This window comes from Paracoccus sp. (in: a-proteobacteria), from assembly GCF_032007265.1.
Lineage (GTDB): Bacteria > Pseudomonadota > Alphaproteobacteria > Rhodobacterales > Rhodobacteraceae > Paracoccus.
Genome location: NZ_DALZMB010000033.1, coordinates 26,720 through 38,123 on the forward strand (window position 1 = coordinate 26,720; position 11,404 = coordinate 38,123).

Consider the following 11,404-nt stretch of genomic DNA (forward strand, 5'->3'; position numbering starts at 1 on the left):
GCGCGTCATCAACCCTGGCGTGCTTTGAAGCGACGGTTGGTTTTGTTGATAACGTAGATCCGGCCCTTGCGGCGCACGACCTGGCAATCACGATGCCGGGTCTTGAGCGAGCGGAGCGAATTGCGAACCTTCATCGGTCTTCTCCTTTTCGCGGCGCATCGCAAGCGGCGCCTGGTTGAAACGAAATGCCCCCGGTCAATGCCCGGGGGCTCGAATAAATGGTGGGCGGTACTGGGATCGAACCAGTGACCACTACGATGTCAACGTAGTGCTCTACCGCTGAGCTAACCGCCCTACCTTCGCGATCCTGCCGTCCTTGCGGTGGCTGAACCTCATCGGTGCGGTGGTCTATATAAGCAGTTTTCGCGGTGTTCAAGAGCTATCCGAGCGATGAGCGAATAGTTTATAACAAAATCGAACCGGCCATGCACGGGACCCAATATGACATCCGACGAACCTGTCTATGATCTGACACGCCCGGCACATTGGCGAAATGGCGTGATCTTTGCCTCGCCGCACTCTGGACGCAGCTATCCTGCATGGTTTCAGTCGGAAACACAGCTTTCTGCGCATAATTTACGCTCTTCCGAGGATGCATTTGTCGATCAATTGATCGCGCCTGCGGTCGAATTTGGCGCCGTTGTTTTATCCGCAAGGATGCCGCGAAGCCTGATCGATTTGAACCGCAGCGCCGAAGATATTGACCCTTTGGTCGTCGAGGGCGCCAAAACGACACGGCTGAATCCGCGAATCATGGCCGGGCTGGGGGTGATTCCCCGCGTCGTATCGCAGGGCAGGGCAATTTATCGGCGCCCGATTCCCCGCGCCGAGGCCGACAGGCGAATCGCCAGCTATTGGCAACCCTATCACGCCGCTTTGGCCGAGCTGATCGAGCAAGCCTGCCAAACCTTTGGCGGCGCTCTGCTGATCGATACCCATTCGATGCCGCGCGATGCGCTGGCCCATTTGCCAGTGCCAAGGCCCGATATTGTTTTGGGTGATCGCAACGGCGGCTCTGCTTCGGCGCGCGTGACAGGGGCCGTCACCGATGCCGTTCTTGCCGAGGGGTTCCGCCTGCGCCGCAACTCGCCCTTTGCGGGAGCCTATATCGCCGCGGCCTATGGACGCCCGACGCGTCATGTCCATGTTGTCCAGCTTGAGCTTGACCGCTCACTTTATATGGACGAACGTTTGATCGAGCCGCGTGCCGATTATCATCAATTCGCCAGCAGGTTTACGCGCCTGCTAGCCCGTTTGTCTGCAATCAGGCCGACTGAGGATGATCTGCCCGTCGCGGCGGAATAAATGCGTAAAATGCTGTGAACTTGCAGCTGCTGTGTAACCAGAACTTAAACCATTCGCGAGTAAAGTCAGTTCATGCCGCCCGAAATTGTTGACCTCATCACCCGAAATGCCACCCTTCTGATCCTGGCGATTGTCGTTTTCGTCGTCATCAGCCGGGCGGTGCGAATTGTTCCGCAATCGGAAAAATATGTTATCGAGCGCTTCGGGCGGCTACATGCGGTTCTGGGGCCGGGGATCAACTTCATCGTTCCTTTCCTTGACCGTGTCGCCCATAAGATCTCGGTGCTCGAACGCCAGCTGCCCTCGACCAGCCAAGACGCGATCACCAAGGACAACGTCCTGCTGCAGGTCGAAACCAGCGTATTTTACCGCATCACCGAACCCGAAAAGACGGTCTATCGCATCCGCGATATCGATGCCGCGATTTCAACCACCGTGGCCGGTATCGTGCGTTCGGAAATCGGCACGATGGAGCTGGATCAGGTTCAGTCCAATCGCGCACAGCTGATTGAGCGTATCCGTGAAAATCTGGCGAATACGGTCGATGACTGGGGGATCGAAGTCACCCGGGCCGAGATCTTGGACGTCAACCTGGACCAAGCCACCCGCGCGGCCATGTTGCAGCAGCTGAACGCCGAACGCGCCCGCCGCGCCCTTGTCACCGAGGCCGAGGGTAAGCGTCGGGCGACCGAACTTGCGGCCGATGGCGAGCTTTATGCCGCCGAACAAGTGGCCAAGGCGCGCCGCATTTCCGCCGAGGCCGAGGCCTTTGCCACCTCGACCCTTGCCTCCGCAATCCGCGAGGGCGGGCTTGAGGCGGCGCAGTTCCAGATTGCCATGAAACAGGTCGAGGCCCTGACCGAGGTCGGCAAGGGCAATGGCAAGCAAACCGTGATCCTGCCCAGCTCGGCGCTAGAGGTCTTTGGCAATGCGTTCAACATGCTGAAGGGTACCGGCAAGTGAGTGCGCTGAACGGCTGGCTTTGGATTATCGCGGCGCTGCTTTTGGCGCTGGTCGAGGTGCTTTTGCCCGTCTGGATTTTTCTGGGCATCGCCATTGCCACGCTTTTGATGGGGCTTGCGCTTTTGATCGGCCTTTGGGGCGGATCTTTCGCGGGGGCTTTGGTGGTGACGGCTGTGCTATCGGGCGTGATCTGGGTCGTGCTGCGTCGCAGCATGGGCGTTCGGCATGGTCAGGTCAAACGCTGGCATCACGATATCAATGACAATCCCCCGCGTCCTTAAGCAGATGTCCTTCAGCAGATGAGGGCGCCGGATCTTTGTCCCGATGGGGCGTTTTCCGGCGCAAAGCTGCTTTTGACCTGCGGTGAGGATCTGTTGACCTATCTGCGCGACGATTTTGCCCATATCCCCTTTCCCGCCTTCTGGGACTTGCCCGGTGGCGGACGCGAGGGTGAAGAGGCACCGATCGATTGCGCCTTGCGCGAGCTGTTCGAGGAATTCGGCCTGATCCTTGATCCCAAGCGGCTTAGCGGACAGCCGTTCGCCTCGCATCACCAGCCGGGATTTGTGTCATGGCTTTTTCGTGGCCAGCTTACCTTGTCCGAAATCGCCGCGATCCGTTTTGGCGATGAGGGGCAAGAGTGGCGGATGATGCCGCTGTCGGACTTTATCAACCACCCGCGCGCCGTGCCCCATTTTCGCGAATGGGTCCGTCACGCCCTTGCAAATGGGCCCGAGTTTCAACCGGGCCCATAGGGTGTTTCTGTTCGCGCCACTTGATGCAAGGCTGCGGATCAATGCGCTGTCTTGTGGCGTCAGGCTTGTGGCGTCAGGCGCGGGCGGCGTTGATTTCCGCGACGATTGCCTGGGCCGCGGCACGCGGATCTTCGGCCTGCCAGATCGGGCGACCGACGACCAGATGGTCCGCACCAGCGGCGATGGCCGAGGCGGGGGTCTCGATGCGCTTTTGATCGCCGGCGTCCGAGCCCGCAGGGCGCACGCCCGGTGTGACGATCAACCGACCGGCTGCCTGGGGCAGAGCGCGGATCAGGCGCGCTTCGCGCGGGCTGGCGATCACGCCGTCTGCGCCGGCCTCGAAGGCGCGGGCCGCGCGGGTGGTGACGATCTCGGCCAGATCGCCCGGCTGGATCAGCCCGGCGTCCAGATCAGCCCGGTCTAGCGAGGTCAGAATGGTCACGGCCAGGATCTTCAGATCCTTGCCCTTTGTGCCCTCTTTGGCCGCGCGCACGACATGGGGGTCGCCGTGGACGGTCAGGAAATCCAGATCGTATTGGGCAATGCCGCGCACTGCGGATTCGACCGTGGCACCGATGTCGAAGAATTTCATATCAAGGAAGATGCGCTTGCCGTGCTCTTGCTTCAGCTCATTGGCAAGAGCCAGGCCGCCGCCGGTCAGCATTCCCAGCCCGATCTTGTAGAAGCTGACGGCGTCGCCCAGCTTCTCTGCCAGCTCAAGCCCCGCAAGCGCATTTGGCACGTCCAGTGCCACGATCAGCCGATCGTCCATCGTGAAATCCCCGCAAATCTAGAAAACGACACGTTTATAATGGGGAACCCTGGTCCTTGAAAGGCCGTTCTGTTCTGCCCATCTCAAGCACAAGGCCCGACCGGGACCGTGCCTATGACAGGGCGGTCGCAAGCGGGTGCTAAGAAAGGAAAATTTTCATGGATATGGAAAAGTTCACCGAGCGGTCTCGGGGATTTCTACAAGCTGCACAAACGATTGCCATCCGCGAAGGCAACCAGCGTGTCGTTCCCGAGCATCTTCTGAAAGCACTGATGGATGATGAACAGGGGTTCGCCTCTAATCTGATCGCGCGCGCGGGCGGAGACGCTGCAGCGGTCCGTCTGGCGGTGGATGGGGCTGTTGCCAAGCTGCCAAAGGTTTCGGGCGGGGACGGTCAGGTCTATGTCGATCCCTCGATGGTTCGCGTCTTGGATGAGGCTGAAAAGCTGGCCAAAAAGGCTGGCGACAGCTTTGTTCCGGCCGAGCGTATTCTGACGGCTTTGACCGTGGCCAATACCAATGCCCGCGATGCGTTGAGCGCAGGCCATGTCACTGCGCAAAACCTGAATGCCGCGATCAATGACATCCGCAAAGGCCGCACCGCCGACAGCGCCAGCGCCGAGGATAGCTTCGAAGCTCTGTCCAAATACGCCCGCGACCTGACGGCTGCGGCCGAAGAGGGCAAGATCGACCCGATCATCGGACGTGACGAGGAAATTCGTCGCGCGATGCAGGTTTTGTCGCGCCGTACCAAGAACAACCCCGTTCTGATCGGCGAGCCGGGTGTCGGTAAGACCGCGATTGCCGAGGGTCTGGCCCTGCGCATCGTCGATGGCGATGTGCCTGAATCTTTGCGCAACAAAAAGCTGATGGCGCTGGATATGGGCGCGCTGATCGCCGGTGCGAAATATCGCGGCGAGTTCGAAGAGCGTCTGAAAGCTATCCTCAAGGAAATCGAGAATGCTGCCGGCGAAATCATCTTGTTCATCGACGAGCTGCACACCCTGGTCGGTGCGGGCAAAACCGATGGCGCAATGGATGCCGCCAACCTGATCAAACCTGCGCTTGCGCGGGGTGAGCTGCATTGCGTTGGCGCCACCACTTTGGATGAGTATCGCAAATATATCGAAAAGGATGCGGCGCTTGCCCGTCGTTTCCAGCCTGTGATGGTCGAAGAGCCGACGGTCGCAGACACGATCTCGATCCTGCGTGGCATCAAAGAAAAGTACGAGCTGCATCATGGGGTGCGTATCAGCGATGCGGCCCTGGTGGCTGCGGCTACGCTGTCGCACCGCTATATCACCGACCGGTTTCTGCCCGATAAGGCCATCGACTTGATGGATGAGGCCGCCAGCCGCTTGCGGATGGAGGTTGATTCCAAGCCTGAAGAGCTGGACGCGTTGGATCGTCAGATCCTGCAGATGCAGATCGAAGCCGAGGCGCTGAAAAAAGAAGACGACGCTGCCAGCCAGGACCGTTTGGAAAAGCTGGAAAAGCAATTGTCGGAGCTTAGCGAGAAATCGGCGACGATGACGGCCAAATGGCAGGCCGAACGCGACAAGCTTGAGGGCTCTCGCAACCTGAAAGAGCAGCTCGACAAAGCACGGGCTGAACTGGATCAGGCCAAGCGCGAGGGCAATCTGGCCAAAGCGGGCGAGCTGTCCTACGGCATCATTCCGGGTCTTGAAAAGAAGCTGGCCGAAGCTGAAGGCAACGACGAAGGCCCGATGGTCGCCGAGGCTGTGCGCCCCGAGCAGATTGCCGAGGTGGTCGAGCGTTGGACCGGGATCCCGACTAGCAAAATGCTGGAAGGCGAGCGCGACAAGCTGCTGAAGATGGAAGAGGTTCTGGGCAAGCGCGTGATCGGCCAATCCGAGGCCGTGACGGCGGTGGCCAGTGCGGTTCGCCGTGCGCGCGCCGGGTTGAATGACCCCAATCGCCCGCTTGGCAGCTTCCTGTTCCTTGGCCCGACCGGCGTGGGTAAGACCGAGCTGACCAAAGCCATTGCCGAATATATGTTCGACGATGACAATGCGATGGTGCGGATCGACATGTCCGAGTTCATGGAGAAGCACTCGGTCTCGCGCTTGATCGGTGCCCCTCCGGGTTATGTCGGCTATGATGAGGGCGGCGTTCTGACCGAGGCCGTGCGCCGTCGGCCCTATCAGGTGATCCTGTTCGACGAAGTCGAAAAGGCGCATCCTGACGTCTTTAACGTGCTGTTGCAGGTGCTGGACGATGGGGTTTTGACCGATGGCCAAGGCCGGACGGTCGACTTCAAGCAGACGTTGATCATCCTGACCTCGAACCTTGGGGCACAGGCCTTGTCGACGCTGCCCGAAGGTGCCGATAGTTCGGATGCCCGCAGTCAGGTGATGGATGCCGTACGCGCCCATTTCCGGCCGGAATTCCTGAACCGTCTGGACGAGATCATCATCTTCCACCGGCTGACGCGCGCCAATATGGATGGGATCGTGAACATCCAGCTGTGGCTGCTGGAGCAGCGCCTTGAAAGCCGCAAGATCACGTTGGATCTGGATGATTCCGCGCGTCAGTGGTTAGCAAATGAAGGCTATGATCCAGTCTTTGGTGCAAGGCCGTTGAAGCGTGTGATCCAGCGCAGCCTGCAAAACCCGTTGGCGGAAATGATCCTGTCGGGCGAGCTGCTTGATGGTCAGACCGTCAAGGTCACGGCAGGGGCGGACGGGCTGTTGGTTGGCAATCGTCTGGCCACTAGCCATCTGGGCGATGCGGGTGAAAAGCCGCCTCGGGCGCCTTTGCAATAAGATCGCTGCAGCGCAGATCAAGCCCCCGGTCGCAAGGCCGGGGGCTTTTTCATGGCCTTTGTCCTAAGCGGGCAGCTGCCTGCCCGCATCTGGCCCACAGCTGGCCTGCATGATTGGCGTGATCGGCGCGGGGGTCTATGGGCATTGGGCTGTGGCACAAAGGCGGAAAGCCCGAAAAATCTTGCGCGCATTTTCGCCATCATCTGGCAGCGCGATAGCGTGCGACGTGGAACCATGCCACAGACAGTGCATTGAATGGTTTCTGATTTTCGAAAGGCCCGGCCTCGCTATGACCAAGACGCTTATCGTTTCAACCCAGCCCATCGAAGGCCAGAAGCCCGGCACATCCGGCTTGCGCAAAAAGACCCAGGTTTTCATGGGGCGCCATTATCTGGAAAACTTTACCCAAGCGATTTTTGATGCCATCGGCGGCGTGGTGGGCAAGGTCTTGGTGCTTGGCGGCGACGGGCGTTATTTCAACGATCGCGCGGTTCAGGTGATCTTGCGTATGGCTGCGGCGAATGGCGCGGCGCGCGTCATCGTGGGGCAGGGCGGTATTTTGTCGACGCCCGCGGCCTCGAACCTGATCCGCCAGCGCAAGGCCGATGGCGGCATTATCTTGTCCGCCAGCCACAACCCCGGCGGGGCCGACGAAGATTTCGGCATGAAGTTCAATGCCGCGAATGGCGGACCGGCCCCCGAAAGCCTGACCGATCTGATGTATGCCCGCACGCGAGAGATCAGCGAATATCGCATCATCGAGGCCACCGACATCGATCTGGCGCTTTTGGGTAGCCAGTCTTTGGCGGATATGGTGGTCGAGGTCGTCGATCCCGTTGCCGACTATGCCACCCTGATGGAAAAGCTTTTCGACTTTGATGCGATCCGCGCCCTGATTGCGGGCGGATATCGCCTGCGCTTTGACGCGATGCATGCTGTCACCGGGCCCTATGCCCGCGAGATTTTGGAAAATCGTCTGGGCGCCCCTACGGGAACAGTGATTAACGGTCAGCCCTTGCCGGATTTCGGCGGCGGTCATCCTGATCCCAACCCGGTCTGGGCCAAAGATCTGATGGATGAGATGTTCTTGGCAGACGGGCCTGATTTCGGGGCCGCCTCGGACGGGGATGGGGATCGCAATATGATCGTGGGCAAGGGGGCCTATGTCTCGCCCTCGGACAGTCTGGCGATTCTGGCGGCCAATGCCCATCTGGCACCGGGCTATGCCGAAGGGATCGTGGGGGTCGCGCGCTCGATGCCGACAAGCCGCGCAGTGGACCGGGTCGCGGCAAAGGCGGGGATCGCCTGTTACGAGACCCCGACGGGCTGGAAATTCTTTGGCAATCTTTTGGACGCGGGCCGCGTGACCTTATGCGGCGAGGAAAGCTTTGGCACGGGCTCGGATCATGTTCGTGAAAAGGATGGCCTGTGGGCGGTTCTGCTGTGGCTGAACATTCTGGCCCATAAGCGCCAAAGCGTGGCAGATCTGTTGCGCGCGCATTGGGCTGAATACGGTCGCACCTATTATTCACGCCATGATTACGAGGCCGTGCCCGCCGAGGCTGCAAATGCGCTGATCACCCGGCTGCGCGATAGGCTGGGTGCTTTGCCGGGGCAAAAGTTTTGCGGCCTTACGGTCGAGGCAGCAGATGATTTCGCCTATCTGGATCCGGTGGATGGCTCCAGCTCGGCGCATCAGGGCATTCGCGTGCTGTTCACCGATGGCTCGCGCGTGGTCTTGCGGCTTTCGGGGACGGGCACCGAAGGTGCAACGTTGCGCGTTTACCTTGAGGGCTATGAAAGCGATCCCGCCAAGCTGAACGCAGCCCCGGAACAGGGGCTGGCTACGGTGATCGCTGCGGCGCAAGAGCTGGCACATATTGCTGAATTCACCGGCCGCGAGCGTCCTGACGTAACGACCTGATCGCGGGCCAGACACGGCCAAACGGGGCGCGGGTGCGCGCGTGCCCCGTTTGTGCGGCGATCACTGCGCTGTGCAGTGAAATGATCGCCCCTGCGGGCTATGATGTTGCAAGGCCCGCCTGATTGGGGCCTGAACATGATAGAATTGCCTGCAGGAGGCTTTGATGAAACTGCGCTGGTCGGATGTCACCCCAAGGATGCATTATTTGAGCCGTCGCAGTTTCATGGCTGCGGGGGCTGTGGCTTTGGCCTCGCCGGGGTTTGCGCTGACGGGCAAGACCTCGCCCTATTCCACGGATGAAAAGCCAAATACGTTCGAGGAAATTACCAATTACAATAATTTCTATGAATTCGGCATGGAGAAGACCGATCCGGCTGCCTATGCCGGCGCGCTGACGACAGATCCCTGGAGCGTGGAAATCGGCGGCCTTGTCGACAGGCCCGGCAATTACAGCGTCGATGATATTGCGCCCGAAAACGCATTAGAGGAGCGGATCTATCGGCTGCGCTGCGTCGAGGCCTGGTCGATGGTCATCCCTTGGCTGGGTGTTCCGCTTGCCAGCCTGCTCAATAAGGTCGGCGTGCAATCTGGCGCCAAGTTTGTCGCCTTCGAGACCGTGATGCGGCCCAAGGAAATGCCGGGTCTCTCCTCGCCCTTCATGGATTGGCCCTACCGCGAAGGCCTGCGGCTTGATGAGGCGATGCATCCGCTGACACTTTTGGCGACGGGGCTTTATGACCAGCCGATGCCCAAACAAGATGGGGCGCCGATCCGATTGGTGGTTCCGTGGAAATATGGGTTCAAATCGATCAAGTCGATCATCAAGATCACTTTGGTTGCCGAGCAGCCCCCCGCGACCTGGAACCTGCTGCAATCGCGCGAATATGGTTTTTATGCCAATGTGAACCCGACCGTGGACCATCCGCGCTGGTCGCAGGCAAGCGAACGGCGCATCGGTGCCGGGCTGTTTGCGGGCCGCAAGGAAACGCTGATGTTCAACGGCTATGGCGATGAGGTTGCCCAGCTTTATGCGGGCATGGATCTTAAGACCAATTATTGATGATCGCGCGCCTTAACATCTGGCTGCGTCGCGTGCCGGTTTGGCTGGTCTGGCTGCTTGGGCTTTTGCCTTTGGCGCTTTTGGTGCTGGATACGTTTCGCGCGCAGCTTGGCGTCGAGCCGATCCGCGAAATCGAGCATCGCCTTGGGTTGACGGCGCTATATTTCCTGATTGGCGGTCTGGCGATGACGCCGCTGTTGCGGCTGCTGCGGCTGAACCTGATCCGGTTTCGTCAGGCGATCGGGTTGCTGGCCTTTACCTATGCCGGGCTGCATCTGTTGGCTTGGGTGGTCATGGATATGGGGCTGCTTTGGCGGCAAATGCTGGGTGACATCGTCAAGCGACCCTACCTAACCTTTGGTATGCTGGCCTTTGGCCTGCTGGTCCCTTTGGCACTGACCTCGAACCGCTGGTCGATCCGGCGGCTTGGCCCCATGCGCTGGCGCAGCATTCACCGACTGGTCTATCCGGCGGTGGCGCTGGCTTGCCTTCATTATATATGGGTGGGCAAGGTGCTGACGCTGACGCCTGTTCTTTGGCTTGCAGTTGTCGTGGGATTGCTGATCATCCGGCCGATCCTGCTTTGATCTTTCGAGACCGGTATGCTGACAGTCCTGAACCGAATTGCCCTGACGCTGTTGACGGCGGTTTTCGTTGTCCTGACGCTAGGCGCGCTCACCTTTCAGCTGGCGCCGCCGCTGCGCTGGCTTGGATATGCCGCGCTGGCCCTGGCCATTGTGGCGGTGATCGCCGCGGGGCGGCGGCGCGGCTGGCTGGTCCTTGGCTTGGCGGTGCTGGCCGTGGCGGGATGGTATAGCAGCATCCGCCCCAGCAATGACCGCAACTGGGCCGAGGATGTTGCCCATGGGGTCAGCGCCCTGCGCCAGGGCGATATCGTCACGCTAACCAATATTCGCGATTTCGATTGGCAGACCCGCGACAAGGCCATTCCCCATTGGCGCCAAATGACGGTGGATCTGCGCGAGCTGCGCAGTGTCGATCTGTTCAACTCGGTCTGGGCCAGCCCGCTGATCGCACATACTCTGATCAGCTTTGGCTTTGCCGATGGCCGCCATATCGTCTTTTCCGCCGAGATCCGCCGCGAGAACGGCGAGGTCTTTTCGACCTATGGCGGTTTTTTCCGGCAGTTCGAGCTGGTGATGATCGCTGCGACAGAAGAGGACATCATTCGCCTGCGTACCAATCTGCGGCGCGAGGATGTCTCTTTGTTTCCGCTGCGCGTGACCCCCGATCAGGCACGCGAGCTGTTTCTGACCTATATCGAGCGCGCCGATGTGCTGCAAAGCGCACCCGAGTTCTATAATACGCTGACCTCGAACTGCACGACGATCATCTGGCAGCTGGCACATATGGTCGATCGCCGTCTGCCCTTTGACTGGCGTATTCTGGTGTCGGGAAAGCTGCCAGAATATCTTAAGGACCGCGGGCTGCTGTATTCTACAGCGCCGATTGCGACGATCCGCCAGAATGCGCGCATCACGCCCCTTGCGCTGCAGCAGGACGTCAAAGGGCCGCAATATTCCCAAATCATCCGCTCGGGCGCGGTGCAGTCGCTGATGCCAACCGATCAATAGGGCATTGGGGCCCCCAATCGGGGCCTTGGATCGAGGCTAATCCATCAAATCACGCCTGATTCACCCGCGTTTTTCTGTGTCGCCATGACAAAGCCGCGCAGCAGACCGCTTGACTGTCCGGTCGATCCGCGACGAACGGGATATTAATCTTTATAAAACAGATGCTTGCATTATTTATTAAGATTTTACGTTTTTTCATCTTGCGGGTTTATTTTGTTGGGCCTAAACACCGCTCTACCGAACG

General features: G+C 59.7%; 11 protein-coding genes and 1 tRNA gene. 9 read left to right on the forward strand and 3 right to left on the reverse strand.

What is annotated here, in order from left to right; translation table 11 throughout:
- Window positions 1-8 precede the first annotated feature (8 nt).
- Both ykgO and RTS12_RS09195 read right to left on the reverse strand, forming a co-directional pair.
- A complete protein-coding gene (gene ykgO / locus RTS12_RS09190) occupies window positions 9-134 on the reverse strand; it encodes a type B 50S ribosomal protein L36 (protein ID WP_020948882.1) in 126 nt (41 codons plus the stop codon).
- An 85-nt stretch (window positions 135-219) separates the two neighbouring features.
- Window positions 220-294, reverse strand: a tRNA-Val gene (locus tag RTS12_RS09195).
- 147 nt (window positions 295-441) lie between these two features.
- Here RTS12_RS09195 and RTS12_RS09200 point away from each other — a divergent pair.
- The 4 genes from RTS12_RS09200 (at window position 442) to RTS12_RS09215 (ending at window position 3,023) form a co-directional block, all read left to right on the forward strand.
- Window positions 442-1,305 carry an N-formylglutamate amidohydrolase gene (locus RTS12_RS09200; protein ID WP_312527727.1) on the forward strand — a complete coding sequence of 288 codons (864 nt, stop codon included), beginning with the start codon at window positions 442-444 and terminating at the stop codon, window positions 1,303-1,305.
- A 72-nt stretch (window positions 1,306-1,377) separates the two neighbouring features.
- Window positions 1,378-2,268 carry an SPFH domain-containing protein gene (locus RTS12_RS09205; protein ID WP_312527729.1) on the forward strand — a complete coding sequence of 297 codons (891 nt, stop codon included), beginning with the start codon at window positions 1,378-1,380 and terminating at the stop codon, window positions 2,266-2,268.
- A complete protein-coding gene (locus RTS12_RS09210) occupies window positions 2,265-2,549 on the forward strand; it encodes a hypothetical protein (protein ID WP_312527731.1) in 285 nt (94 codons plus the stop codon). The genes RTS12_RS09205 and RTS12_RS09210 overlap by 4 nt, the downstream gene beginning before the upstream one ends.
- A gap of 18 nt (window positions 2,550-2,567) precedes the next feature.
- Complete coding sequence (locus RTS12_RS09215; protein ID WP_312527733.1) at window positions 2,568-3,023, forward strand: NUDIX hydrolase; 456 nt, start codon at window positions 2,568-2,570, stop codon at window positions 3,021-3,023.
- Window positions 3,024-3,096: 73 nt separating this feature from the next.
- On the opposite strand, the gene pyrF is transcribed toward RTS12_RS09215, so the two are convergent.
- Window positions 3,097-3,795, reverse strand: a complete 699-nt coding sequence (gene pyrF, locus RTS12_RS09220; RefSeq protein ID WP_312527735.1) for an orotidine-5'-phosphate decarboxylase — start codon at window positions 3,793-3,795, stop codon at window positions 3,097-3,099.
- 158 nt (window positions 3,796-3,953) lie between these two features.
- On the opposite strand from pyrF, the gene clpB reads away from it, so the two are divergent.
- The 5 genes from clpB (at window position 3,954) to RTS12_RS09245 (ending at window position 11,160) form a co-directional block, all read left to right on the forward strand.
- Window positions 3,954-6,581 carry an ATP-dependent chaperone ClpB gene (gene clpB, locus RTS12_RS09225; protein ID WP_312527737.1) on the forward strand — a complete coding sequence of 876 codons (2,628 nt, stop codon included), beginning with the start codon at window positions 3,954-3,956 and terminating at the stop codon, window positions 6,579-6,581.
- Between the two features lie 289 nt (window positions 6,582-6,870).
- Window positions 6,871-8,505 carry an alpha-D-glucose phosphate-specific phosphoglucomutase gene (locus RTS12_RS09230; RefSeq protein ID WP_312527739.1) on the forward strand — a complete coding sequence of 545 codons (1,635 nt, stop codon included), beginning with the start codon at window positions 6,871-6,873 and terminating at the stop codon, window positions 8,503-8,505.
- Between the two features lie 160 nt (window positions 8,506-8,665).
- On the forward strand, window positions 8,666-9,565 hold the full coding sequence (msrP, locus tag RTS12_RS09235) for a protein-methionine-sulfoxide reductase catalytic subunit MsrP (RefSeq protein ID WP_312527741.1): 900 nt from the start codon (window positions 8,666-8,668) through the stop codon (window positions 9,563-9,565).
- Window positions 9,565-10,152: a protein-methionine-sulfoxide reductase heme-binding subunit MsrQ gene (locus tag RTS12_RS09240; protein WP_312527742.1), complete on the forward strand. Its 588-nt coding sequence runs from the start codon at window positions 9,565-9,567 to the stop codon at window positions 10,150-10,152. Before msrP ends, RTS12_RS09240 begins: the two co-directional genes overlap by 1 nt.
- 15 nt (window positions 10,153-10,167) lie before the next feature.
- The gene (locus RTS12_RS09245; protein ID WP_312527744.1) at window positions 10,168-11,160 is read left to right on the forward strand and encodes a DUF4105 domain-containing protein; all 993 of its coding nucleotides are present in this window, start codon (window positions 10,168-10,170) and stop codon (window positions 11,158-11,160) included.
- Window positions 11,161-11,404: the final 244 nt, after the last annotated feature.

What these genes read in the sequence shown, in the direction of transcription:
- ykgO (WP_020948882.1), bottom strand. Translation starts at nt 134, where the DNA reads ATGAAGGTTCGCAATTCGCTCCGCTCGCTCAAGACCCGGCATCGTGAT.
- RTS12_RS09200 (WP_312527727.1), top strand. Translation starts at nt 442, where the DNA reads ATGACATCCGACGAACCTGTCTATGATCTGACACGCCCGGCACATTGG.
- RTS12_RS09205 (WP_312527729.1), top strand. Translation starts at nt 1,378, where the DNA reads ATGCCGCCCGAAATTGTTGACCTCATCACCCGAAATGCCACCCTTCTG.
- RTS12_RS09215 (WP_312527733.1), top strand. Translation starts at nt 2,568, where the DNA reads ATGAGGGCGCCGGATCTTTGTCCCGATGGGGCGTTTTCCGGCGCAAAG.
- pyrF (WP_312527735.1), bottom strand. Translation starts at nt 3,795, where the DNA reads ATGGACGATCGGCTGATCGTGGCACTGGACGTGCCAAATGCGCTTGCG.
- clpB (WP_312527737.1), top strand. Translation starts at nt 3,954, where the DNA reads ATGGATATGGAAAAGTTCACCGAGCGGTCTCGGGGATTTCTACAAGCT.
- RTS12_RS09230 (WP_312527739.1), top strand. Translation starts at nt 6,871, where the DNA reads ATGACCAAGACGCTTATCGTTTCAACCCAGCCCATCGAAGGCCAGAAG.
- RTS12_RS09240 (WP_312527742.1), top strand. Translation starts at nt 9,565, where the DNA reads ATGATCGCGCGCCTTAACATCTGGCTGCGTCGCGTGCCGGTTTGGCTG.
- RTS12_RS09245 (WP_312527744.1), top strand. Translation starts at nt 10,168, where the DNA reads ATGCTGACAGTCCTGAACCGAATTGCCCTGACGCTGTTGACGGCGGTT.